Annotated in this window: 21 protein-coding genes and 1 riboswitch; of the genes, 10 read left to right on the forward strand and 11 right to left on the reverse strand. The window is 65.7% G+C overall.

Annotation, left to right across the window (positions count from 1 at the left end):
- The first annotated feature begins 7 nt into the window (after positions 1 to 7).
- Positions 8 to 1,123, forward strand: a complete 1,116-nt coding sequence (locus H5P29_RS15230) for a cobalt-precorrin-5B (C(1))-methyltransferase (RefSeq protein WP_246670673.1) — start codon at positions 8 to 10, stop codon at positions 1,121 to 1,123.
- On the opposite strand, the gene cobM is transcribed toward H5P29_RS15230, so the two are convergent.
- From cobM to cbiE, 3 genes are read right to left on the reverse strand one after another with little or no spacing between them, the layout of a single operon-like run.
- Complete coding sequence (gene cobM, locus H5P29_RS15235; protein ID WP_154383876.1) at positions 1,090 to 1,854, reverse strand: precorrin-4 C(11)-methyltransferase; 765 nt, start codon at positions 1,852 to 1,854, stop codon at positions 1,090 to 1,092. The genes H5P29_RS15230 and cobM overlap by 34 nt on opposite strands.
- A complete protein-coding gene (locus H5P29_RS15240; protein ID WP_067960673.1) occupies positions 1,851 to 2,237 on the reverse strand; it encodes a cobalamin biosynthesis protein in 387 nt (128 codons plus the stop codon). Before H5P29_RS15240 ends, cobM begins: the two co-directional genes overlap by 4 nt.
- Positions 2,234 to 3,466, reverse strand: a complete 1,233-nt coding sequence (gene cbiE, locus H5P29_RS15245; protein ID WP_154383877.1) for a precorrin-6y C5,15-methyltransferase (decarboxylating) subunit CbiE — start codon at positions 3,464 to 3,466, stop codon at positions 2,234 to 2,236. Before cbiE ends, H5P29_RS15240 begins: the two co-directional genes overlap by 4 nt.
- On the opposite strand from cbiE, the gene H5P29_RS15250 reads away from it, so the two are divergent.
- A complete protein-coding gene (locus H5P29_RS15250) occupies positions 3,465 to 4,235 on the forward strand; it encodes a cobalt-precorrin-6A reductase (RefSeq protein ID WP_154383878.1) in 771 nt (256 codons plus the stop codon). The two genes, cbiE and H5P29_RS15250, sit on opposite strands and share 2 nt — an antisense overlap.
- Here the strand turns inward: H5P29_RS15250 and H5P29_RS15255 are convergent.
- From H5P29_RS15255 to H5P29_RS15290, 8 genes are all read right to left on the reverse strand, one after another.
- Positions 4,199 to 4,963 (reverse strand): precorrin-3B C(17)-methyltransferase, encoded by a 765-nt coding sequence (locus H5P29_RS15255; RefSeq protein WP_154383879.1) that lies wholly within the window; start codon positions 4,961 to 4,963, stop codon positions 4,199 to 4,201. The genes H5P29_RS15250 and H5P29_RS15255 overlap by 37 nt on opposite strands.
- Positions 4,960 to 5,712 carry a precorrin-2 C(20)-methyltransferase gene (locus H5P29_RS15260; RefSeq protein WP_154383880.1) on the reverse strand — a complete coding sequence of 251 codons (753 nt, stop codon included), beginning with the start codon at positions 5,710 to 5,712 and terminating at the stop codon, positions 4,960 to 4,962. The genes H5P29_RS15255 and H5P29_RS15260 overlap by 4 nt, the downstream gene beginning before the upstream one ends.
- The gene (locus H5P29_RS15265; protein ID WP_154383881.1) at positions 5,709 to 6,341 is read right to left on the reverse strand and encodes a precorrin-8X methylmutase; all 633 of its coding nucleotides are present in this window, start codon (positions 6,339 to 6,341) and stop codon (positions 5,709 to 5,711) included. The genes H5P29_RS15260 and H5P29_RS15265 overlap by 4 nt, the downstream gene beginning before the upstream one ends.
- Before the next feature lie 2 nt (positions 6,342 to 6,343).
- Positions 6,344 to 7,861 carry a precorrin-3B synthase gene (gene cobG / locus H5P29_RS15270; protein ID WP_154383882.1) on the reverse strand — a complete coding sequence of 506 codons (1,518 nt, stop codon included), beginning with the start codon at positions 7,859 to 7,861 and terminating at the stop codon, positions 6,344 to 6,346.
- On the reverse strand, positions 7,858 to 11,292 hold the full coding sequence (gene cobN, locus H5P29_RS15275) for a cobaltochelatase subunit CobN (RefSeq protein ID WP_154383883.1): 3,435 nt from the start codon (positions 11,290 to 11,292) through the stop codon (positions 7,858 to 7,860). The genes cobG and cobN overlap by 4 nt, the downstream gene beginning before the upstream one ends.
- A 14-nt stretch (positions 11,293 to 11,306) precedes the next feature.
- Positions 11,307 to 12,344, reverse strand: coding sequence for a cobalamin biosynthesis protein CobW (cobW, locus tag H5P29_RS15280; RefSeq protein WP_154383884.1), 1,038 nt, complete (start codon positions 12,342 to 12,344; stop codon positions 11,307 to 11,309).
- Positions 12,341 to 12,775 (reverse strand): DUF1636 family protein, encoded by a 435-nt coding sequence (locus H5P29_RS15285; RefSeq protein ID WP_246670674.1) that lies wholly within the window; start codon positions 12,773 to 12,775, stop codon positions 12,341 to 12,343. Before H5P29_RS15285 ends, cobW begins: the two co-directional genes overlap by 4 nt.
- 36 nt (positions 12,776 to 12,811) lie before the next feature.
- Positions 12,812 to 13,015, reverse strand: a riboswitch (cobalamin riboswitch).
- A complete protein-coding gene (locus H5P29_RS15290; RefSeq protein ID WP_154383885.1) occupies positions 13,011 to 14,237 on the reverse strand; it encodes a winged helix-turn-helix domain-containing protein in 1,227 nt (408 codons plus the stop codon). Its footprint overlaps the riboswitch before it by 5 nt.
- A gap of 343 nt (positions 14,238 to 14,580) precedes the next feature.
- Between H5P29_RS15290 and H5P29_RS15295 the strand changes: the two genes are divergently transcribed.
- From H5P29_RS15295 to nuoG, 8 genes are all read left to right on the forward strand, one after another.
- Positions 14,581 to 14,946: an NADH-quinone oxidoreductase subunit A gene (locus H5P29_RS15295; protein WP_067960700.1), complete on the forward strand. Its 366-nt coding sequence runs from the start codon at positions 14,581 to 14,583 to the stop codon at positions 14,944 to 14,946.
- Positions 14,937 to 15,518 (forward strand): NADH-quinone oxidoreductase subunit B family protein, encoded by a 582-nt coding sequence (locus H5P29_RS15300; RefSeq protein ID WP_067960703.1) that lies wholly within the window; start codon positions 14,937 to 14,939, stop codon positions 15,516 to 15,518. Before H5P29_RS15295 ends, H5P29_RS15300 begins: the two co-directional genes overlap by 10 nt.
- Before the next feature lie 6 nt (positions 15,519 to 15,524).
- On the forward strand, positions 15,525 to 16,130 hold the full coding sequence (locus tag H5P29_RS15305) for an NADH-quinone oxidoreductase subunit C (protein ID WP_067960706.1): 606 nt from the start codon (positions 15,525 to 15,527) through the stop codon (positions 16,128 to 16,130).
- A gap of 9 nt (positions 16,131 to 16,139) precedes the next feature.
- On the forward strand, positions 16,140 to 17,330 hold the full coding sequence (locus H5P29_RS15310; RefSeq protein ID WP_067960709.1) for an NADH-quinone oxidoreductase subunit D: 1,191 nt from the start codon (positions 16,140 to 16,142) through the stop codon (positions 17,328 to 17,330).
- A complete protein-coding gene (locus H5P29_RS15315; RefSeq protein ID WP_154383886.1) occupies positions 17,331 to 18,455 on the forward strand; it encodes an NADH-quinone oxidoreductase subunit E in 1,125 nt (374 codons plus the stop codon). It abuts the gene before it with no gap.
- 11 nt (positions 18,456 to 18,466) lie between these two features.
- Entirely contained in the window at positions 18,467 to 19,774 is a 1,308-nt protein-coding gene (gene nuoF, locus H5P29_RS15320) for an NADH-quinone oxidoreductase subunit NuoF (RefSeq protein ID WP_154383887.1), read from the forward strand.
- 86 nt (positions 19,775 to 19,860) lie between these two features.
- Positions 19,861 to 20,562 (forward strand): NADH-ubiquinone dehydrogenase, encoded by a 702-nt coding sequence (locus H5P29_RS15325; RefSeq protein ID WP_246340548.1) that lies wholly within the window; start codon positions 19,861 to 19,863, stop codon positions 20,560 to 20,562.
- Between the two features lie 87 nt (positions 20,563 to 20,649).
- Positions 20,650 to 22,731, forward strand: coding sequence for an NADH-quinone oxidoreductase subunit NuoG (gene nuoG / locus H5P29_RS15330; protein WP_154383888.1), 2,082 nt, complete (start codon positions 20,650 to 20,652; stop codon positions 22,729 to 22,731).
- Position 22,732: the final 1 nt, after the last annotated feature.

The following is a 22,732-nucleotide window of genomic DNA, read 5'->3' on the forward strand; positions in this document are numbered from 1 at the left end:
TCGCGTCATGAATGAAGAAGATCGTCCGCTCAAGCGCGGCTGGACCACCGGCGCCTGCGCCACTGCCGCCACCAAGGCGGCGTGCGTGGCATTGAAGGCGGGTGCGTTTCCCGATCCGGTGGAGATCGTGCTGCCGGGCGGGCAGAACGTGGCCTTTGCGCTGGCGAGAAACGAACGCGGCGACGGCCTGGCCATGGCCGGTATCGTCAAGGATGCCGGCGACGACCCTGACGTCACGCATGGTGCGCTGGTCATGAGCACGGTGCGGCCGGGCGCTGCCGGCAGCGGTCTTGTCTACAAGGCGGGCAAGGGCGTCGGCACGGTGACGCGGCCGGGCCTGCCGATTCCGCCCGGCGAAGCCTCGATCAACCCGGTGCCGCGCAAGATGATTGCCGGCGTCGTGGCCGAGGTGTTGGGCGAAGGCGCTGATGTCGAGGTCGAGATTTCCGTCGCCGGCGGCGAGGAGATGGCGCTGAAGACGCTCAACCCGCGCCTTGGCATCTTGGGCGGCATCTCGATCTTGGGGACGACGGGCATCGTCATTCCCTACTCCTGCTCGGCCTGGATCCACTCCATCCATCGCGGCGTCGACGTGGCCCGCGCCATGGGCTTCGACCATGTGGCGGGTTCCACCGGCAACACTTCTGAGCTGGCGGTGCAGAAATTCCATGGTCTTCACGAGGTGCAGTTGATCGACATGGGCGACTTCGTCGGCGGCATGCTGAAATATATTCGCGCCCACCCGGTGGCGAAGGTCACCATTGCCGGCGGCGTCGCCAAGATGACCAAGCTGGCGCAAGGCCTGCTCGACCTGCATTCGAGCCGCGGTTCGGCCGATCTCGACGGCCTGGCAGCCATCGCCGTCGGGGCCGGTGCAGACACCGGACTCGAAGCCCGCATCAAGGGCGCGAACACCGTCGCCGAGGCCTTCATCGAGGCCAACAAGGCGGGCATCGGCATAGGTGACGCGGTCGCTGCTGCGGCCTGGCGCACGGCGGCAAGCGTCTTCGACAAGCTCGATATCGCGGTCGAAATCCTGGTCTTCAACCGCGAGGGAGAGCTGATGGGGCATGCGCCCTTCGCGGCCTCTCATAGCCCGTCGCGGCCCCTGAAGCGGCGCTGATAATAAGCGTCGTAGAGCGAGCTTTCGCGGAAATCTTGCGCTGCCAGCGACTGGCCGACGAAGATGATGGCGGTGCGCTCGAAAGGGTCCTTTGCCAACTCGGCTGCTATCGTCGACAGCGTGGCCCTGACGATGCGCTCGTCCGGCCAGGAGGCGCGGAAGACGACCGCCACGGGGCAATCCGGACCGTAATGCGGTGTCAGCTCAGTCACGACGCGGTCGATGGCGTGGATCGACAGGTGGACGGCAAGCGTGGCGCCGGTGCGGCCGAAGCCGGCAAGCGTTTCGCCCGGAGGCATCTTCGAGGCGCGGCCGGAGGTGCGGGTCAGCACCAGGCTCTGGGCGACTTCGGGGATCGTCAGCTCGCGCTTCAGCGCCGCCGCTGCCGCCGCGAAGGATGGTACGCCGGGGGTCAGCGTGTAGGGAATGCCGTGCTTTTCCAGTCGCCGGATCTGTTCGGCGACCGCACTCCACACCGACAGGTCACCCGAATGCAGCCGCGCGACGTCATGCCCGGCCTTGTTGGCGGCGACATATTGCGCCTCGATCTCGTCGAGCGACATCGGTGCCGTGTCGACCAGCCGGGCGTCGGCGCGGCAATAGGTCAGAAGCTCCGGCGCAACGATGGAACCGGCATAGAGGCAGACCGGGCAGGAGCCGAGCAGGCGGCTGCCGCGCACGGTGATGAGGTCTGCCGCGCCCGGGCCGGCGCCGATGAAGTGAACGGTCAAGCTGTGGCTCCAGAGGTGGCTATGGCGCAGGTTGCGGGGCCGACTGATATGCGCGGGCCAAGCAGTGCGGCATCCGCGCCGGCAGCGGCGAGCGCGGCGGCCTCCGATACGGATGGCGTGCCGGCTGCCTCCAATGAGGCTTGCGACTGGCTGGACGTACGGGATGCGGCGGCGGCGAGTGCCGCGTCGTCCATGACGAGCAGCGGCAGGTCGAGCCGGCGTGCGGCTGCAAGAATACCGGGCTCGTCACGTTTCAGGCTGGCGGTGGCCAGCGCCGAAAGTGCTGTGACGACAAGGCCGTGCGCCTCGAGCGCGGTTTCGATTGCCGAGAGGATGTCTTCGCCTGCTGCGCCTTTGCGGCAGCCAATGCCTGCAACCATCATGGCTTCACCCAGCTCCACTGTGTGACCGGCATTGCCGGCCGCCAGCCGGTCATCGAGCCAACAGGGGCGGCGCGGGAGACTTGAAGGCGCAGAAGATCGCCGCCATGCGCGGCATGGTGCGACAGCAGCAATGTTTCCATTTCGAGCGTGACGGCGTTGGCGACGAGGCGACCGCCTGATCGAAGTGCTACGATTGCCGCATCGAAGACGCCGGCGTCCGATCCGCCGCCGCCGATGAAGATGACGTCTGGCGTCGGCAGACCGATCAGCGCGTCAGGCGCTGCGCCCCTGACAACCGTGAGGCCGGGCACGCCGCAGGCGCCGGCATTGCGCTCGATGCGCTCGGCGCGCTCGGCATTGTGCTCGATGGCGATGGCGCGCAGCGAGGTGTGACACAGCATCCATTCGACGGATATCGAGCCGGAGCCGGCGCCGATATCCCACAGCAACTCCCCGCGGCGGGGCGCGAGGGTGGAAAGCGTGACCGCGCGGATCTCGCGCTTGGTGATCTGGCCGTCATGCTCGAACAAGTCGTCGGCGAGACCTGAGGCAAGCGGCAGGATCCGTGCCTGCGATCCGGATTCAAGCTCGAGCGCCAGGACGTTGAGCGGATTGATGTTTTCGAGGTCGAAGCCACTGGCTGTCGTGGCGCGGATGCGCTCGCTTTCTCCACCGAGCGCTTCGAGCACCGTCAAACGCGAAGCGCCGAAACCGTTGCCGGTGACAAGGGCTGCGATCTGGGCCGGCGCTTCGCCATCCGAGGTGAGTGCAATGATGCGCGCGCCCGGCTGCAGCAACGGGCGGATCAGATCGATGGCGTGGCCGTGGAGCGAAACCGTTTCGATGTCCTGCAGCGCCCAGCCCAGCCGCGAGGCGGCCAACGAGAAAGCAGATGGGGCCGGAAGGACCCGCATGTCCGCTGACGGCACGACGCGGGAAAGGGTGGCGCCGACGCCGTGCAGGAACGGGTCGCCCGAAGCCAGCACGCAGACATTTTCGCCGCGCAGGGCGACCACGTCACGCATTTCGCTGTCGAAGGGCGTCGGCCATGGGCGAGCCGCGCCCGTGATGAGCGTTGCTGCCAGCGCCAGATGACGCTTGCCGCCGAAGACGTAGGCAGCGCCTGATATTGCGCGCTTGGCCTCGTCGCCGAGACCCGCTACACCGTCCTCGCCGATGCCGACGACGGTCAGCCATTCTTGCATCGGGGCGTCGAGTTCAGCAGGCATGATGACCCACCGTATTCTGATCCTGGGCGGAACCACCGAAGCGCGGCAGCTGGCGGCCAGGCTCGCCCCCCGTGACGATCTCGACATCTTGCTTTCGCTGGCGGGCCGGACCGAAAACCCTGTCGAGCAGCCGGTGCCGGTACGAACCGGTGGCTTCGGCGGCGCGCAGGGGCTGGCCGATTGGCTGGCCGGGCACAAGACCGATCTTCTGATCGACGCCACGCATCCTTATGCGGCGCGCATCTCGGCCAATGCGGCGGAGGCGGCTCGGATATCGGGTGTGCCGATCTTCGCCCTGCGCCGTCCCGGCTGGGAGCCGGTCGAAGGTGACAGCTGGACGCTGGTGGAAGACGCCGAACAGGCTGTCGCCGCGCTGGGCCAGAGCTCGCGCCGCGTGTTCCTGGCGCTCGGTCGGCAGGAGGTCGCGGCCTTCGAGACAGCCCCCCAGCACGGCTATGTCATTCGCAGCGTCGATCCGATAGAGCCGCCGCTCGGCGTGGCCGACGCGACCTACATTCTGGCGCGCGGGCCGTTTCGCGAAGCGAATGAGCGGGCGTTGCTCGAGGCACACAGGATCGACGTCATCGTCGCCAAGAACAGCGGCGGGCAGGCGACCTACGGCAAGATCGCGGCAGCGCGGCAACTCGGCATCGAGGTGATCCTCTTCCGCCGGCCGCAGCTTCCCGAGGTGCCGTCCGCACCTGATGTCGCTGCCATGGCCGATCTTGTCGATCATTTCGCCGCTCCGGCGGAAAAACGCGGCGTGTAGACCAGCGGGGGCTTGCCGTCGCGTTCGATCAGGCGCGTCTCGGGCGAGCCGATGACGACGCAGGTCGCCATATCGGCCTTCGCCGCATCTGCTTCGCCAAGCGTGAAGATCTCGATGCGCTCGTCGGGCCGGCCGGCGGCGCGGCCGAAGATGACGGGCGTCGTGGCAGGCAGATGCTTGCGCAGGGTTTCCAACGCGCTGCCGAGCTGCCAGGGACGGGCCTTGCTGATGGGGTTGTAGAGTGAGATGACGAAGCCTGCCTGCGCGACGGCGACAAGCCGGCGCTCGATCAAATCCCATGGTTTGAGATTGTCCGACAGATTGATGGCGCAGAAATCGTGGCCGAGCGGTGCGCCGACGCGGGCTGCCACGGCCAGCATGGCGGTGACGCCTGGAACGACCGACAACTCGATGTCGCGCCATGCCCTCGGGCCGGCCTCGATGGCCTCGCAGACGGCGGCTGCCATGGCAAAGACGCCGGGGTCGCCCCCCGAGACAACAGCAACGTGGTGGCCGCTTGCCGCCATATCGAGGGCGGCGTTGGAGCGCGAGATCTCCTCGCGGTTGTCGGAGGCGACGCGGGTCTGGTCAGGGCGCAGCTCAAGCCGGTCGAGATAGGGCTTGTAGCCGAAGAAATGGCTGGCTTCCGCGACCGCGCGGCTGGCTTCCGGCGTGATCTGGTCCGGATTGCCGGGGCCGAGGCCGATGACGACGAGGGAGCCGCTCAATTGTCCGCTCCCGGCTTGCCGGCCCAACCGGGCACCAGCACGATGGCGAAATAGGGCGCGTTGTCGTCTGTCTTGTCCATCAGCTTCATGTGTTGGGTGTTGGGCATGGTGCCGCGCTCGACATACAGCGCGCGGCCGAGCTTGCCGGTCGCGTCCAGCGCCTTGCGGATCTTCGGCAGGTTGCGGCCGACCTTCATGATGACCGCAGCGTCGGTATCGGCGAGGCGGCGGGTCAGCTCGAACTCGCTCATCGTGCCGGGCAGTACCGACAACACGTCGTCGCCCTGGACGATCGGCACGCCCGTCTGCGACCAGCAGCCGGACATGGCAGTGACGCCGGGGATGACCTCGGTCGGGTAGAGATGCGACAGGCGCACATGCAGATGCATGTAGGAGCCGTAGAACAGCGGGTCGCCCTCCGACAGGATCGCAACCATACGGCCCTGATCGAGATGGGCGGCTATCGCTTGCGCCGACGCCTCGTAGAAGCCCGTAATGGCAGCGCGGTAGTCGTCGTGATCCTTGTCGATCTCGATGGTGACCGGATAGATCAGCGGCAGCTCGATCACGTCGTCGCGGAAATGTGCATCGGTGATGGTGCGGGCGTTGCCATTGGCACCGCGCTTGGCGAAATGCGCGATCACGTCAGCCTCGGCCAGCGCGCGCACGGCCTTGAGCGTCAAAAGTTCGGGATCGCCGGGCCCGGTGCCGACGCCGATGAGGCGACCCTTTGCAGCGGGAGCGCTCATACGCCGGGCCTCGCCAGCGAGTTGAGGGCAGCGGCCGTCATGGCGCTGCCGCCGAGGCGGCCGCGGACGATGGCGTAGGGCACGCCATAGGAATTCTCTGCCAGGGCGTCCTTGGATTCGGCCGCGCCGACGAAGCCGACCGGCATGCCGATGATGGCGGCAGGCTTGGGCGCGCCGTCGCGCAGTCTCTCGAGGAGGTAGAACAGGGCTGTCGGCGCGTTGCCGATGGCGACGACCGAGCCTGCGAGCCTGTCGACCCAGAGGTCGATCGCGGCGGCCGATCGGGTGTTGCCGATCTCCCTGGCGATATCTGATGTGCGCGGGTCGCGCAGTGTGCAGATCACTTCGTTGTCGGCGGGCAAACGGGCGCGGGTGACCCCGCGCGCCACCATTTCGGCGTCGCAGAAGATCGGCGCGCCGGCCTTCAGCGCACCGCGCGCAGCGGCGACGACGTTTTCGGAGAAGACGAAATGTTCGGCCGCCTCGACCAGGCCGCAGGCATGGATCATGCGCACGGCAACGTCGGCCTCGTCTTCCGAGAAGCGCTTGAGGTCCGCCTCCGAGCGGATGATGGCGAAGGAGCGTTCGTAGATGGCCATGCCATCATGGATATAGTCGTAGGCGGCCATGTTCATTCCTGTGCCAGAGCTTGCGCGAGGCGCTTTGCGCCCAACCGAGCGAGGCAGGCGGCGGCATTTTCGTCCGGCTTGCGCTCTTGGGCGAGCAATTTCGTGAGGCGGCCCATGCCGCGCGCGGCTTCATATCCTGCGGTGTAGGCGGCCGGAAGGCCCTTCGCCGTTCCGCCGACGACAAATACAGCACCCTTTTCGTCACCAACGATGGTGAGCGTGGCCGGTCCCGGATGGGCGCAGCCCTTGGCGCAGCCGGAGACATGCAGCGACAGCGTCGGGTCGAGGCTTTCGCCGATCTCGTGGGCAATTTCGGCGGCGACGTCGCGCGCGGCGATCATGCCCGAAGCGCAGGCCGGCGCGCCGGGGCAGGCGGCGATGCGGATGCGGGGATCGGCGGGTGAGGTGACAAGGCTGAGGGATTGGGCGGTGGTGGTGAGCGTGGCGGCGGCGGAGCGGTCGAGGCCCATGACGAGCAGGGTCCGGCCGGGCGCCGGGCGAATGCCGGTGGCGCCCGCGGCTGTCGCCGCCTGGCAGAATCTGGCCAGAGTCGAGGCCTCGATGCTGCCGAAGGGCAGGGCGATGCCGAGGGCGATCCGGGCGCCTGTGAGCGGGAGGATTCCGATGGGCGATGAATCGGTTGCGGCGGAGTGCTCAGTTCTTGAGTCAGTTGGGTAGCGATCCTTCCCACCCCCCTCTGTCCTGCCGGACATCTCCCCCGCAAAGGGGGAGATCAGGCTGCCATCGCCGCCTCCGCCCATCGACGACGCTGCATGATCAGCGCTACCGGCGGAGCTGCCAATCTTCCTACCCGTGGCGGAGATGTCAGGCACAACAGAGGGGGGCGTGAAGGAGCGAGACGTTTCATATGCTTCAACGACAGCTCTTGTGACCTCCGGGCCAAGGTCACGCGCGCGGCCTTGCCGGCCGAGTGCCGCAATTGCCTGGAGAATGTCGAGCGTGACCGCGCATGCGGCGTCGGCATCGACTTCACCGACCAAACGCGCCGAACTCTCGTCGCCGGCAACCGACAAGCGCCAGCGCTCGGCATCCTTTGCCACCAGTCGGACGTCGCCGATGATTGCGCCGAGCCCGATCTGGCCACGCCCATCGACGACGACGGACACCTTCGGGCCGAGCCGCGTAGCAAGGTCGACCTCGGCTATGGCTGTCTGGATCGCCGCCACCAGCGATGTCGGATCGGCAGTCTCCTTCGGGTCCATGCCGGCGAGCGGGCTGGTGTCGACCGGCACGCCGGTGCGCACCGCGATGCCGAGCGCATCGACTTCTTCGGCCAGCAGACGCGCGCTCTCCGCCGTCAGCCCCCTGATCTGGATGCTGCCACGCGCAGTCACCTCGACGATGCCGTTGCCATGCCGCGCGGCGGATTCACAGAGTCCGATCAAGACGTTGGGCGCGATTTCTCCAGCAAGCGGGTTGAGCCGCACCAACAGGCCGTCGCCGGTCGACATCGGGGCCGAAAGGGCCGGACAAGCGCCGCGGCGGGAAAAGCCGGTCATGCCGCAACCTCGCGCGCTTCAGCCTCGGCGATGAGGGCAGCGAGATCGTCGTCGACGGAGTTGCGCAGCGGGTGCCACAAGCCGCGCCGACGGGCGGTGGCAAAACGCTCGGCGATGAATTTTGCTGCCGCTGGGTTTTCGCGCAGCATGAAGTCGCGCACGTCCTCGTTGCCGACATAGGCGTCGTGGACGGCCTCGATCAGCGCGGCCGGGATGGCGTTGGTGGTCTCGGCAAAACCGATCAGCCTGTCGACCGTCTCGGCGAATTCGGAAGCGCCGCGCGGGCCATGGCGCATCTGGCCGGCAATGAAGCGGGCATTGGTGGCGCGTGCCCTGACGACGCGGCCGACAGCCTCAGTGACCGAGCGCGGTCGCGGCTTCTGCGGATCCGAGGTGTCGAGCACGATGACGTCCGCGTGCCTGCCGAGGGCTGCGACCGCTGCTGCGAAGCCGCCGATGAAGGCGACGTCGGCGGAGCCTTCGAGAATGTCGCGGCCGGGGTCGTCGCCGGTGTGCACAAGCAGATCGGCCCCGGCGATGCGGTCGGCAAAGGCGCCCGGCGCGGAAACGCCTTCGCCGTCGCTGCCCCCGTAGGCGTGGGAGGCAGCATGGAGATATGCGCGGCCGAGGTCCTCGCGCGCTTGCCAGTCACCGCTGGAAAGCAGGTCCTCGAGGCCCGCCCCATAGGTGCCGGGGGAGGAACCGAAGATGCGTGGCTCGACCTTGCCCGCGGCGCGCGTGCTGGCGGCGAGCGGGTTGTCGTGGTCGTCTTCGTCGCGGGTGGCAACGGCGCGCGCGGCGGCGTCGATGAGTGCGATCTGGGTTGGGAACATGTCGCGAAACAGGCCTGATATACGCCAGGTGACATCGACGCGCGGGCGGCCGATCGCTGCCGGCGGCAGCACCTCGATGCCGGTGACGCGACCGGTGGCGGCGTCCCATTGCGGCCGACAGCCCATCAGCGCCAGGCCCTGGGCGATCTCCTCACCGCCGGTGCGCAAGGAAGCGCTGCCCCACAGGTCGATGACGAGCGCACGCGGCCATTCGCCATGGCTCTGCAGGTAGCTGCGCATGACCTCGTCGCTGGCTGCCTTGCCGAGGTCGAAGGCCGTCGGCGTCGGCATTGTGCGCGGGTCTGACGTGAACAGGTTGCGTCCCGTCGGCAGGACGTCGGTGCGGCCACGTGCCGGAGCGCCTGCTGGGCCGGATTTGATATGGCGGCCGTCGAGCGCGGCGATCAGGTTTTTCCGCTCGGCTTCTGCGCTGGCAAGGCGCGCTGAGTCCGGCTCGTTCTCTTCGGCGCGGCCATAGATATGCAGGCCGTCCTTGATGGCGAAATCCTTGAGGTCGCAGAGCCAGGCGTCGATGCGGCGCAGCGCTTCGTCGGGCGCGTCGGTCCCGGCGACGCCGGCCTCGGCAGCAAGGCCGGTCTGCGACGCCGTTTCGACGATGAGCTTGGCCAGGCGGTCGCGGCGACGACGGTCGAGGCCGTCTGCCTGGGCGTATTCGTCGACCAGGCGCTCGAGCTTCTGCTGGTGTTCGTCCAGGCCGGCAGCGGCGAGCGGCGGCGGCAGGTGGCCAAGCGTGATCGCTGCGATGCGACGCTTGGCCTGGGCCGCCTCGCCGGGATTGGAGACGATGAAGGGATAGACCACCGGCAGCGAGCCGGTGACGATTTCGGGAAAGCAGTTCCGGCTCAGTGCCACCGCCTTGCCGGGCAGCCATTCGAGCGTGCCATGGGCGCCGACATGGACGATGGCGTGGATGCCGAGCGACTTCTGCAGCCAGAGGCCGAAGGCAAGCAGCGCGTGGCGCGGCGGCAGCGTCGGGTTGTGATAGTCGGCGCGGCGATCGGCCGAACGGCCGCGGTCAGGGGCGAGGGCGACGGTGACGTTGCCGAAGGTGGCGGCGCGGAAGGCGAAGTGGGGGAACGTAGAGCGCGCACTTCCGCCTGTAGCCTCCGCTTCGGGATAGCCCCACGCCGCTTCGACAGCTTTCCTCGCCTCCTCAGGCAGATCTTCGGCAAGCGTGAGATAGTCTTCGAGCGCCAGCCCTTGCCCACCAGCCTCGATCAGGTCGAGCAATGCGCGCGGCGATTGCGGAATCGATTCAACTGTGTAGCCGGCCTCCTTGAGGTCGTGCAGCATGGCGAGCACGCTTGATGGCACGTCGAGGCCGACGGCATAGCCGGTGCGACCGGGGGCGCTGGGATAGTCGGGGACGAGAATCGCCAGCTTGCGCTTTTCGGGCGGTGTCTGGCGCAGCCTGAGGTGGGCGGCTATGCGGCGGGCGACCTGCTCGACGCGATCGGACTCGGGCCGGTTGGCGAAGGCGCGGAAACCGAGGGCTGGGTCGACTTCGCTCTCCGCCTTGAACGAGATGGCGCCGGCGAGGATTCGACCGTCGAGCTCGGGCATCACCACATGCATGGCAAGATCGGCGGGCGCAAGGCCGCGCGGGCTGCCTTCCCAGGCTTCGCGGCGGGTGGTGGCGACAATGACCTGGAACACCGGCACGCGGGCGCGGTCGAACAGCGTTTCCGTGCCCGGTTCGGCGCCGGCGGCGAAGGCGGTTGCGGTGATGATTGCCGTGGGCGCGAGCTGGTCCAGGGCTGCTTCGACGAATGCTAGGGAGGCCTTATCCTTGAGGCTTGAGACGAAAATCGGAATGGGGCGGAGGCCCTGTGCGCTCAGTGCCTCGACCAACGCGTCGATAGGGGCGACGTCGGCGGCGAGCAGCATCGAACGGTAGAAGAGGATGGGGATGGCAGGAGAGCTGGAGATGTCGTGATCCTGCGCACCCCCCTCTGTCCTGCCGGACATCTGCGCAGAGGCGCTGGTCCATCCGGCAAAAGAGGCTTCTAAATCACAGACGATGCCCCGCGCCGGATCATAAAAACCCGCCTTCGGCACTGCGACGGGGGCCGCCATGGCATTCTTGCCACCCGCCAGTCCGGCCAGCCGCGCCACCAGCGCCTTCATGTTCTCCGGGCCGCCCTCGCGGAAATAACCGAGCAGGGCGTCGAGTTCGGTGCGCGGCAGGGTCGAGGTCTCGATCAGCCTGAGATCCTCGTCGTGGCTTTCGCCCGGCAAGAGCGCCAGCGCGATGCCTTTTTCGCGCGCCATCGCGGCAAGCTGGTCGCAGCCGTAGCGCCACCAGTCGTGGCCGCCGAGAATGCGGACAAGGATGACCTTGGCGTGGCTGGCGACGCTGTCGATCCAGAGATCGACCGACATCGGATGGCGGAGGTCGCGCAGGCTTGCGAGCCGCATCGATGGCAAGTTGTCCGCATCCGCCTTCCAGGCGCCGGCGAGGCCGGCTAGATCGCTGTCGGTGAAGGACAGCGCCACCACATCCGCAGGCTTCTGCCTGAGGTCGACAGGCTCGATCAGGTCATCGAGCGAGGCGGAGGTGGTGGTGAGGATGTGCATCCCGGCTGTCCGGTTCAGCCGACCAGGATACGCTCGATGGCCGGGCGGTCGAGACCCTTGAGGCCGATCACGACCAGGCGCGAGCGGCGGTCGTCCTCTGCGGTCCAGGCACGGTCATAATAGTGGTTGACGCGCGGTCCGACGGCCTGCACGAGCAGCCGCATCGGCTTGCCGCCGACGTCGACGAAGCCCTTTACACGCAACACGTTCTCTTCTTCGGCGGCGGTGGCGACGCGTTTCGCCAGTTCGTCGGGGTTGGCGATCGACGGGATCTCGATGACGAAGGTATCGAAGTCGTCATGCTCGTGGTCGAACGCCCCGTCGTGATGGGTCTTGCGGTTTTCGATGTCGTCCTCGACGGCGAGGCCGAGGCCGAGCAGAACCGACGGATCGACCTTGCCATGCGCCGAGGGTACGATCTTGACGGCGCGTGCCAGGTGCTCGCGCACGATGGCGGTGGCGCGGGCGTGGCCGGCTTCGTCGAGCAGGTCGCTCTTGGACAGGACGATGAGATCGGCGCAGGCGACCTGATCCTCGAACACTTCCTCGACCGGGTCGTCGTGGTCGAGCGAATCGTCCGCACTGCGCTGGGCGGCGAGCGCTTCCATGTCGGAGGCAACTTTACCTGCGGCCAGCGCAGGGCCGTCGACCACGGCGATGACGCCGTCGACCGTCACGCGGCTCTTGACCGTTGGCCACTGGAAGGCCTGGACCAGCGGCTTGGGCAGCGCCAGGCCCGAGGTCTCGATCAGGATGTGGTCAACCCTCGGTGTAAGCGACAGAATTTGGTCGAGGGCAGGGACAAAGTCGTCGGCGACGGTGCAGCAGATGCAGCCATTGGCCAGTTGGACGATGTTTTCCTCCGGGCAGGCATCGACGCCGCAGCCCTTGAGAATCTCGCCGTCGATGCCGACATCGCCGAACTCGTTGACGATGATGGCGAGGCGCTTGCCCTTGGAGTTCTCGAGGATGTTGCGCAGCAGCGTGGTCTTGCCGGCGCCGAGAAAGCCGGTGACGACGGTGCAGGGAACGCGTTCGAGGGAGGCGGTCATGTGTCTTCCTTGATGAGAGCAAGTGGTGGGATGCGCGCGACGAGGCCGCGCTTGAGGCTATCGGGACGGCCGCGCCAGGGGATCAGGCCGTCGGTCGAGGTGGCGAAGAGTCTTGCGCCGGCGACGAGATCGTCGCCCGACATGGTGTTGAGATCGCCGAAGACGTAGCTCCACGCGCCGTCGCGGATCAGGGCGGCGCTAAGGCGGCGCTTGCAGTTGCCCAGGCACTCGACGCTGCGCACGGCGATCTCGCCATTGGCGGCGAGGCGGGCGTGCTCGGCAAGCTGGGCGCCGGCGCGTGGATGGGCGTCGGAGCCGGTTTCGTCGCGGCAGGATGAGCAGACGAGGATGGTCACGTCGCATGGGCGCGCGTCGACTGCATCGCAGGATGCGTCGGCTGATGCGACCGGAAGGTTGTCGTCGAAGTCCAAATCCAGGCTCCTTGCCCGGGGCACCCGCCAGGCGATCGGATCAATGTCTGCGACGGCAGGTCTCCTGGCTTGCGGATCTTCGCCTTCGCTCGCCTTCCCGGGAAAATCCCAGTGGTCTTCGAGCTTGGCTCTTCGCTCACAGTTGCGGGGACAGCCGCGGATTTGACGCCACCGGCGCGCACCGCATTCCCTCTTAGCCTTCGCCGTTGCGGGCGAAGGACCGTCTGTGGGCGATTTAGGCTTTCGCGAGGGGTGGAGTCAACGAGGCGGAGCGACCCGCAATGTCGCTCAGGCCGGGTCCGAGATCGCCCGCGGGCGTCACCTCGATGCTTTCGAGGCCGAGCCAGTCGCGCATCTGCTGGAGTTCTTCGTAAAGTTCGGCTGCGCTTTCCGGTGGCGCACAGGGCTCTGCATAGGCGGCGTGGACGCGCAGGATACCCGCCGGTCGGTCGGCCTTCAGGTCGATGCGGGCGACGATGCGCTCGCCCAGAAGGAAGGGCAGGACGTAGTAGCCGTACTGGCGCTTCTCAGCCGGGGTGTAGATTTCGATGCGGTAGCGGAAGTCGAACAGTTGCTCGGCACGGGTGCGCTCGAAGACGAGCGGATCGAAGGGCGCAAGCAGGGCGCGTGCCTGGATCTTGCGCGGAATGCGCGCATCGGCGTGGAGATAGGCCTGCCGGTCCCAGCCTTCGACGCGGACGGGAATCAGTTCGCCGGTCTCGACCAGCTCTTCGAGCCGGCCTTTCATGTCGGCTGGCGACAGGCGGAAATAGTCGCGCAGGCAGATGCCGGTGGCGATGCCATGGGCGCGGGCGGAGATTCGCAAGAGATCGCGATGCGCATCCTCGGCCTGGGGAACTGGACGGTCGTATATGCCGGCCGGGAGCACGCGCTCAGGCAGATCGTAGAGGCGTTCGAAGCCACGCCGCGAATGGGTGGTGATGCGACCGGCCCAGAACAGCCATTCGAAGGCATGCTTTTCCTGGCTCCAGCCCCACCAGCCGCCGGAACCCTTGGCGCCCTCGATGTCGGAAGCGGCGATCGGACCGCGGTCGACCACCTGGCGAAAGATCTCTTCTATATAGGGCCTGTTGGCACGGCCGAACTTGGCAAGCCCGCCATACATCCCGTCCTCGGCCCGCGCCATGCGCCAGCGCAACAACGGAAAGGTCTCCAGCGGCAGCAGCGACGCTTCATGCGCCCAGTATTCGAACAGCATGCGCTTCTTCGGAGCCATGGCGTCGTCGAGCAGGGCCATGGGGTAGGAGCCTAGTCGCGAATAGAGCGGCATGTAGTGGGCGCGCACGACGGCGCTGACCGAGTCGATCTGCAGCAGGCCGGTGCGGTCGAGCACGCGCTGCAGGTGACGCCGCGTGATCGCGCCGGTGGGGCGCGGGTCGGCAAATCCCTGGGCCGCCAATGCGATGCGGCGGGCCGTGGCGAGTGAGAGTTTTTCCTTCATTGCGGCAAGCTATCGCAGTCTCTTGAGGAGTGACGCAAGGGCACGAGAATCGACCTTTGCTGCAAATGCTAGCAGAACTGGGGTTCCGGTCTTGTCAGGAGCGTAAACTTGAGTAAAAAACGAAGGAAATCAAAGGGGAGCCACACGCGCAGGATTTTGGGCCAGCAGCGTGCTTTGCCACGTTTTGGCCAAGGTTGGACTTGCTTCGACCGACCGGCTGCGCTAACCGTCGCCGCATTGCAGCACGACCGTTTCGTCCGGCTCGGCGAGAATCTGTCGCGCTTCCGGAAACGGACCCCGTGCTGTAAATCTGGGTGGATAGGCCACCAACGGAATTCGCAGCATGAACGCTCTCCTGAGTTCGTATCTGCCCATCGTCATTTTTATCGGTGTGGCGCTTATTGTCGGCATTGCGCTTATCGTGGCGCCTTTCCTTGTGGCCTACCGCAGTCCGGATCCGGAAAAGCTTTCAGCCTATGAGTGCGGCTTCAACTCGTTTGACGACGCCCGCATGAAGTTCGACATCCGCTTCTATCTGGTCTCCATCCTGTTCATCATCTTCGATCTCGAAGTGGCGTTCCTGTTCCCGTGGGCGGTGTCCTTCGGCGAGATCGGCATGCTCGGCTTCTGGTCGATGATGATCTTCCTTGCCGTGCTGACCATCGGCTTTGTCTATGAGTGGAAAAAGGGAGCGCTGGAATGGGATTGAACGACGCCTCCGGCACCCTGATCGCGCCGAAGCCGAAAGGCATCATCGATCCGAACACCGGCAAGCCCATCGGTTCAGACGACGCATTCTTCGGCGAGCTGAACAACGAATTGTCCGACAAGGGTTTCCTCGTCACCTCGTCCGAAGCGCTGATTACCTGGGCGCGTACCGGTTCGCTGATGTGGATGACCTTTGGTCTGGCCTGCTGCGCCGTCGAGATGATGCACATCTCGATGCCGCGTTATGACGCCGAGCGCTTCGGCATCGCGCCGCGCGCCTCACCGCGCCAGTCGGACGTGATGATCGTCGCCGGCACGCTGACCAACAAGATGGCGCCGGCGCTGCGCAAGGTCTACGACCAGATGCCGGAACCGCGCTACGTCATCTCGATGGGCTCGTGCGCCAATGGCGGCGGCTACTATCACTATTCCTATTCGGTGGTGCGCGGCTGCGATCGCGTCGTGCCCGTCGACATCTATGTGCCCGGCTGTCCTCCGACCGCCGAAGCACTTCTCTACGGCATCCTTCTTCTCCAGAAGAAGATCCGCCGCACCGGCACGATCGAGCGGTGATCCCAGATGAGTGAAGCCCTGAACGACCTTGCCGCGTACATTGCGGAAAAGCTCGATGCGGACATCGAAGAAAGCGTCGTCGCCTATGGCGAGCTGACGCTGACGGTGAAGGCCGCCGACATCGTCGACGTGATGACCTTCCTGCGCAGCGATGTGCAGTGCCAGTTCGTCTCCTTCATCGATGCTGCCGGTGTCGACTACCCGCAGCGTCGCAAGCGTTTCGATGTCGTCTATCATCTGATGTCGCCGCGCCAGAACCTGCGCATCCGCGTCAAGGTCGCCACCGACGAGGACACGCCGGTTCCGTCGATCACCTCGGTCTATCCGGGTGCCGACTGGTTCGAGCGCGAAGCCTATGACATGTACGGCATCCTGTTTTCGGGCCATCCCGACCTGCGCCGACTTTTGACCGACTACGGTTTCGAAGGTCACCCGCTGCGCAAGGACTTTCCGCTCACCGGCTTCGTCGAGGTTCGCTACGACGACGAGCAGAAGCGTGTCGTCTACGAGCCGGTCGAGCTCAAGCAGGAATTCCGCAATTTCGACTTTTTGTCTCCCTGGGAAGGCACCGAATACGTGCTGCCGGGTGACGAAAAAGCCAAGACGAATTGAGGCGCCGAAATGGCTGAAACCTCCGTCCGCAACTTCAACATCAATTTCGGCCCGCAGCATCCGGCGGCACACGGCGTGCTGCGGCTGGTGCTCGAGCTCGACGGCGAAGTCGTCGACCGCGTCGATCCGCATATCGGCCTTTTGCATCGCGGCACCGAAAAGCTGATTGAGCAGAAGACCTATCTGCAGGCCGTGCCCTATTTCGATCGCCTCGACTATGTCGCGCCGATGAACCAGGAGCATGCCTTTGCGCTCGCGGTCGAGCGCCTGCTCGGCCTCGAAGTGCCGAAGCGTGGCCAGATCATCCGCGTGCTCTATTCCGAGATCGGCCGCATCCTGTCGCACCTGCTCAACGTCACCACGCAGGCGATGGACGTCGGCGCGCTGACCCCACCGCTGTGGGGCTTCGAAGAGCGCGAAAAGCTGATGGTGTTTTATGAGCGCGCCTGCGGCGCGCGCATGCACGCGGCCTATTTCCGTCCGGGTGGTGTCCACCAGGACCTGCCGCAGAAGCTGGTCGAAGACATCGGCAAGTGGATCGATCCGTTCCTGCAGACCGTGCAGAATCTCGACGACCTTCTGACGCCGAACCGCATCTTCAAGCAGCGCAACGTCGACATCGGCGTGGTGTCGCTCGACGACGCATGGGCCTGGGGTTTCTCGGGCGTCATGGTGCGCGGTTCGGGCGCTGCCTGGGACCTGCGCAAGAGCCAGCCCTACGAATGCTATTCGGAGATGGAATTCGACATTCCGATCGGCAAGAACGGCGACTGCTACGACCGCTACCTGATCCGCATGGAAGAGATGCGCCAGTCGGCGAAGATCATGCGCCAGTGCGTCGATCTGCTGCTCGGCAAGGAAGCGACCGGTCCCGTGTCAAACGTGGACGGCAAGGTGGTTCCGCCGAAGCGCCAGGCGATGAAGCGTTCGATGGAATCGCTGATCCATCACTTCAAGCTCTACACCGAAGGCTATCGTGTGCCGGCTGGCGAGGTTTATGCAGCCGTCGAGGCGCCTAAGGGCGAATTCGGCGTCTTCCTGGTCTCCGACGGCACCAACAAGCCTTACCGCTGCAAGCTGCGCGCACCGGGCTTCGCCCATCTCCAGGCAATGGATTTCCTGTGCCGCGGCCACATGCTGGCGGATATCTCGGCCGTTCTCGGCTCCCTCGACATCGTGTTTGGTGAGGTCGACCGCTAAATGTCAGTCCGCCGTCTCGCAGAAGCCAGCGTCCAGCCAGCGTCATTCGCCTTCAACAAGGCGTTCACGGCGCAAGCCAAGACCTGGATCAAGAAGTATCCCAAGGGCCGCGAACAGTCGGCCGTCATCCCGCTGCTGATGCTGGCGCAGGAGCAGGACGGCTGGGTGACCAAGGCTGCCATCGAGCATGTCGCCGACATGCTTGCCATGCCTTATATCCGTGCGCTCGAAGTCGCGACCTTCTACACGCAGTTCCAGCTCAAGCCGGTCGGCACGCGCGCCCACATCCAGGTCTGCGGCACCACGCCCTGCATGCTGCGCGGCTCGGAAGAGCTGATGGACGTCTGCCGCTCGAAGATCCATCACGACCAGTTCCACACCAACGAGGCGGGAACGCTGTCGTGGGAGGAAGTCGAGTGCCTTGGCGCCTGCGTCAACGCACCGATGGTCATGATCTTCAAGGACACCTACGAGGACCTGACGCCGGAACGCCTGGGCGAGATCATCGACCAGTTCGAGGCTGGCAAGGGCGCGCAGGTCAAGACCGGACCGCAGACCGGCCGCGTGTTTTCCGCGCCGCTGACAGGCTTGACCTCGCTGGCCGACGAGAAGGGCGTGCTCAAGACGACCCGCGACAAGGCTGCCAAGGCCGCGGCAAAGGCCGCCAAGGCCGCCGCCGTCGGAACGGCCGTTCCGCCGTCGAACGCCGCCAAGCCGAAGACCGACGCGATCGAGACCAGCCCGGCCGTCAAGTCGCCGTCGAAGGTCAAGGCAGCACCCGCAGCCGAGAAGGCAGCAAGTGTTGCAGCGCCCAAGGCAGCAGCTGCGGCCAAGCCGTCGCTCGAAGACAAGAACCGTCCGGCCGGCATCGCCAAGCCGGCTGCCGTCGACGACCTCACGCTGATCTCGGGTGTCGGCCCGAAGATCGAGGGCACGTTGCACGAGCTCGGTATCTTCACCTTCGGCCAGGTCGCTTCCTGGAAGAAGGCCGAGCGCGATTGGGTCGACGGTTACCTGAATTTCAAGGGCCGCATCGAGCGTGACGACTGGGTCAAGCAGGCCAAGGCGCTCGCCAAGGGCGGTGTGGCCGAATACGTCCGCGTCTTCGGCAAGAAGCCGGTCTGAGGAGCAAGAGCATGCTTGAAGACAAGGATCGCATCTTCACCAACATCTATGGCCGCTTCGACCAGTCGCTGGCCGGCGCGATGTCGCGTGGCGCCTGGGATGGCACCGCCGGCATCATCGAGAAGGGCCGTGAGTGGATCATCAACGAGATGAAGGCGTCGGGCCTGCGTGGCCGCGGCGGCGCCGGCTTCCCGACGGGTCTCAAGTGGTCGTTCATGCCCAAGAGCAACCCGGATGGCCGTCCGTCCTACCTCGTCGTCAACGCCGACGAATCCGAGCCGGGCACCTGCAAGGACCGCGACATCCTGCGCCATGACCCGCACACGCTGGTCGAGGGCTGCCTGCTGGCCGGTTTCGCCATGGGTGCGGTTGCGGCCTACATCTATGTGCGCGGCGAGTTCATCCGCGAGCGCGAAGCGCTGCAGCGCGCCATCGACGAGGCCTATGACGCCAAGCTGATCGGCAAGAACAACAAGAACGGCTACGACTTCGAGATCTATGTCCATCACGGTGCCGGCGCCTATATCTGTGGCGAAGAAACCGCGCTGCTGGAAAGCCTCGAGGGCAAGAAGGGCCAGCCGCGCCTGAAGCCGCCGTTCCCGGCAAATGTCGGCCTCTATGGTTGCCCGACGACGGTCAACAACGTCGAGTCGATCGCCGTCGCGCCGACCATCCTGCGCCGTGGTGCGGCCTGGTTCTCCGGCATCGGCCGCCCGAACAATGTCGGCACCAAGCTGTTCATGCTGGTCGGTCACGTCAACACACCCTGCACGGTCGAAGAGGCCATGGGCATCAGCTTCCGCGAGCTGGTCGAAAAGCACGGTGGCGGCATCCGCGGCGGCTGGGACAATTTGCTTGCCGTCATTCCTGGCGGCGCGTCCTGCCCATTGGTCAAGGCCGAGGACATCATCGACTGCCCGATGGATTTCGACGGCCTGCGCGAGCGCAAGTCGTCCTTCGGCACGGCTGCCGTGATCGTCATGGACAAGTCGACCGATGTCGTGAAGGCGATCGCGCGTCTCAGCTACTTCTTCAAGCATGAGAGCTGCGGTCAGTGCACGCCGTGCCGCGAAGGCACGGGCTGGATGTGGCGCGTCATGGAGCGCCTGGTGCGCGGCGAAGCGCACAAGCGCGAGATCGACATGCTGCTCGACGTCACCAAGCAGATTGAAGGTCACACGATCTGTGCGCTGGGTGATGCGGCGGCATGGCCGATCCAGGGCCTGATCCGCAACTTCCGCCCGGAAATCGAGCGGCGCATCGACGAGTTCTCGCGCAATGCGCACCGCAGCGAGCCGGTGTTGGTGGCGGCTGAGTAAGGGTTAAGTCAGAAAGTGCGGGCCAAAGGTCCGAAACAGGAAACGACGAGGCAGAGGCGAACGGCGAAGGCGACAAGGAGCTATCAATGTCGACATTTCCCTTTCCCAAGAATGCAGTGCCTGAAATGGAACGTTTGGAGCAGATGAACAGGGACTTCGTGGCGATGCTGCCCAAGGAGTTTGCCGGATCGGCGAACCTCATGGTGCATCCCGCCGCAGGTTTCGCCGCTGCTTCGGCTCTCGGCGTTGGTCTCGCCAGTCACGCCATGGGCGTCTGGATGGGAGCCGTGTCGGGCGCATCGGAAGTCGCGCAACGCCTGCTGTCGCCCTTTGCCGACTATGCCGGCGACGTGGCGAGCTTCGCGCCCACGGGTACGAAGGTCGTCAGGCGCGGGGACGATGAAACGGCGTCGCTGATCGCCGAGGTCAAGACCCTGGCGCGCAAGCTGGAGCAGGCCGAGGCGAAGCCTGCGGTTGGCGCCACGGTCGAACCGGCGGTCATCGAGACCGCTGTCTTTGAAGAAGCTCCGGTGGGGCTTCAGCCTGAGGATTTCAGGCAGCCTGCATCGATCGAAAGGCCTGAGACGCCTGACGATCTCAAGGCCATTTCGGGCATCGGCCCGAAGCTGGAGCAGGTGCTGAATGGTCTCGGTATCTGGACCTATGGCCAGATCGCCGGCTGGACGGCGGAAGAGGTGGCCTGGGCCGACGACTATCTCGGCTTCAAGGGTCGGATCGGTCGTGATGATTGGATAGGGCAGGCGGCAACGCTTGCCGGCGGCAACTGAGCCGCTTGAATTGTGGATTTCGGGGCGCAGCGCTGGCCGCGCCCCTTGCAGGACGGAATGCGGATCATCCGCGGGATTTGAGGCGCTATGGCAAAGCTTAAGGTCGACGGGAAAGAGATTTCGGTACCCGACCACTATACGCTGCTGCAGGCGGCGGAAGAGGCGGGCGCGGAAGTGCCGCGCTTCTGCTTCCATGAGCGGCTGTCGATCGCCGGCAACTGCCGCATGTGCCTTGTCGAGGTGAAGGGCGGACCGCCCAAGCCGGCGGCATCCTGCGCCATGGGCGTGCGCGACCTGCGTCCCGGGCCGAACGGCGAGACGCCCGAAATCTTCACCAACACGCCGATGGTCAAGAAGGCCCGCGAAGGCGTGATGGAATTCCTGCTGATCAACCATCCGCTCGATTGCCCGATCTGCGACCAGGGCGGCGAATGCGATCTGCAGGACCAGGCGATGGCCTTCGGCCTCGACGGCTCCCGCTACAACGAAAGCAAGCGTGCGGTCGAAGACAAGTACATCGGCCCGCTGGTCAAGACGATCATGACGCGCTGCATCCACTGCACGCGCTGCGTCCGCTTCACCACCGAAGTTGCCGGCATCTCCGAGCTCGGCCTGATCGGCCGTGGCGAGGACGCCGAGATCACCACCTATCTCGAGCAGGCGATGACCTCCGAGCTGCAGGGCAACGTCATCGACCTGTGCCCGGTCGGCGCGCTGACCTCCAAGCCCTACGCCTTCCAGGCACGTCCGTGGGAGCTGACCAAGACTGAATCCATCGACGTGATGGACGCCGTCGGCTCGGCCATCCGCGTCGACACGCGTGGCCGCGAAGTGATGCGCATCATGCCACGCATCAACGAGCAGGTGAACGAGGAGTGGATCTCCGACAAGACCCGCTTCATCTGGGACGGCCTGCGCACGCAGCGCCTCGACCGGCCTTACGTCCGCAAGGGTGGCAAGCTCGCTCCGGCGAGCTGGCCAGAGGCGTTCACGGCGATCAAGGATGCCGTCGCCAAGACCTCGGCCGAGCGCATCGGCGCGATCGCCGGCGATCTGGCGACCGTCGAGGAAATGTATGCACTCAAGCAGCTGATCGCCTCGCTCGGCTCGAAGAACATCGACTGCCGCCAGGATGGTGCAGCGCTCGATCCGTCGCTCGGCCGCGCCAGCTATATCTTCAACCCGACCATCGAAGGCATCGAGCAGGCCGACGCCATCCTGATCATCGGCGCCAACCCGCGCTTCGAGGCTTCGGTACTCAATGCACGTATCCGCAAGCATTGGCGTGCAGCCAATGTGCCGGTCGGCGTCATCGGCGAGATCGGCGACACCCGCTACGACTACGAACAGCTCGGCTCAGGCCCGGATACGCTCAAGGATCTGGCCGAAGGCAATGGCAAGTTCTTCTCGGTGCTGAAGAAGGCCTCGCACCCGCTGATCATCGTTGGCCAGGGCGCAATTGCGCGCTCCGATGGTGCTGCCGTGCTCGGCCAGGCGGCGAAGCTCGCGACTGCTGTCAAGGCGAGCCGCCCGGACTGGAACGGCTTTGCCGTGCTGCATACCGCAGCTGCCCGCGTTGGCGGCCTCGACGTCGGCTTCGTGCCGGGCGAGGGCGGCAAGAACGTCGCCGGCATGCTCAGCGACAGCGACGTGCTGTTCCTGCTCGGCGCCGACGAACTCGAGCTGGCCAAGGCAGCGAACGCATTCGTGGTCTACATCGGCACCCATGGCGATACCGGTGCGCACCGCGCCGACGTCATCCTGCCGGCTGCCGCCTACACCGAAAAGTCGGGCACCTATGTCAACACCGAAGGCCGCGTGCAGCAGACCAGCCGTGCCGGCTTCGCGCCGGGCGAGGCCAAGGAAGACTGGGCGATCCTGCGCGCGCTGTCCGACGTGCTTGGCCACAAGCTGCCCTTCGATTCGCTGCAGCAGCTGCGTGCCAAGCTGTATCAGGAATTCCCGCACCTGCGCCGCATCGACGAGATCGACGCCGGCGACAACGACGACATTGCCAAGGTCGCCAAGCTTGGTGGCCGGCTGAACAAGGGCGCCTTCACCTCGGCGGTGAAGGACTTCTACCTCACCAACCCGATCGCTCGCGCGTCAGCGGTGATGGCCGAATGTTCGGCATTGGCCAAGAACGGCTTCAAGCAGGCGGCGGAGTAAA

The organism is Aminobacter sp. MDW-2 (assembly GCF_014250155.1).
In the GTDB taxonomy this organism is placed as follows: Bacteria; Pseudomonadota; Alphaproteobacteria; order Rhizobiales; family Rhizobiaceae; genus Aminobacter; species Aminobacter ciceronei.

Excerpts from the sequence above, each read along its gene's own strand:
- H5P29_RS15230 (WP_246670673.1), top strand. The coding sequence starts at position 8 with ATGAATGAAGAAGATCGTCCGCTCAAGCGCGGCTGGACCACCGGCGCC.
- H5P29_RS15240 (WP_067960673.1), bottom strand. The coding sequence starts at position 2,237 with ATGATGGTTGCAGGCATTGGCTGCCGCAAAGGCGCAGCAGGCGAAGAC.
- H5P29_RS15250 (WP_154383878.1), top strand. The coding sequence starts at position 3,465 with ATGATGACCCACCGTATTCTGATCCTGGGCGGAACCACCGAAGCGCGG.
- cbiE (WP_154383877.1), bottom strand. The coding sequence starts at position 3,466 with ATGCCTGCTGAACTCGACGCCCCGATGCAAGAATGGCTGACCGTCGTC.
- H5P29_RS15260 (WP_154383880.1), bottom strand. The coding sequence starts at position 5,712 with ATGAGCGCTCCCGCTGCAAAGGGTCGCCTCATCGGCGTCGGCACCGGG.
- H5P29_RS15265 (WP_154383881.1), bottom strand. The coding sequence starts at position 6,341 with ATGGCCGCCTACGACTATATCCATGATGGCATGGCCATCTACGAACGC.
- cobG (WP_154383882.1), bottom strand. The coding sequence starts at position 7,861 with ATGACCGGCTTTTCCCGCCGCGGCGCTTGTCCGGCCCTTTCGGCCCCG.
- cobN (WP_154383883.1), bottom strand. The coding sequence starts at position 11,292 with ATGCACATCCTCACCACCACCTCCGCCTCGCTCGATGACCTGATCGAG.
- cobW (WP_154383884.1), bottom strand. The coding sequence starts at position 12,344 with ATGACCGCCTCCCTCGAACGCGTTCCCTGCACCGTCGTCACCGGCTTT.
- H5P29_RS15290 (WP_154383885.1), bottom strand. The coding sequence starts at position 14,237 with ATGAAGGAAAAACTCTCACTCGCCACGGCCCGCCGCATCGCATTGGCG.
- H5P29_RS15295 (WP_067960700.1), top strand. The coding sequence starts at position 14,581 with ATGAACGCTCTCCTGAGTTCGTATCTGCCCATCGTCATTTTTATCGGT.
- H5P29_RS15300 (WP_067960703.1), top strand. The coding sequence starts at position 14,937 with ATGGGATTGAACGACGCCTCCGGCACCCTGATCGCGCCGAAGCCGAAA.
- H5P29_RS15305 (WP_067960706.1), top strand. The coding sequence starts at position 15,525 with ATGAGTGAAGCCCTGAACGACCTTGCCGCGTACATTGCGGAAAAGCTC.
- H5P29_RS15310 (WP_067960709.1), top strand. The coding sequence starts at position 16,140 with ATGGCTGAAACCTCCGTCCGCAACTTCAACATCAATTTCGGCCCGCAG.
- H5P29_RS15315 (WP_154383886.1), top strand. The coding sequence starts at position 17,331 with ATGTCAGTCCGCCGTCTCGCAGAAGCCAGCGTCCAGCCAGCGTCATTC.
- nuoF (WP_154383887.1), top strand. The coding sequence starts at position 18,467 with ATGCTTGAAGACAAGGATCGCATCTTCACCAACATCTATGGCCGCTTC.
- H5P29_RS15325 (WP_246340548.1), top strand. The coding sequence starts at position 19,861 with ATGTCGACATTTCCCTTTCCCAAGAATGCAGTGCCTGAAATGGAACGT.
- nuoG (WP_154383888.1), top strand. The coding sequence starts at position 20,650 with ATGGCAAAGCTTAAGGTCGACGGGAAAGAGATTTCGGTACCCGACCAC.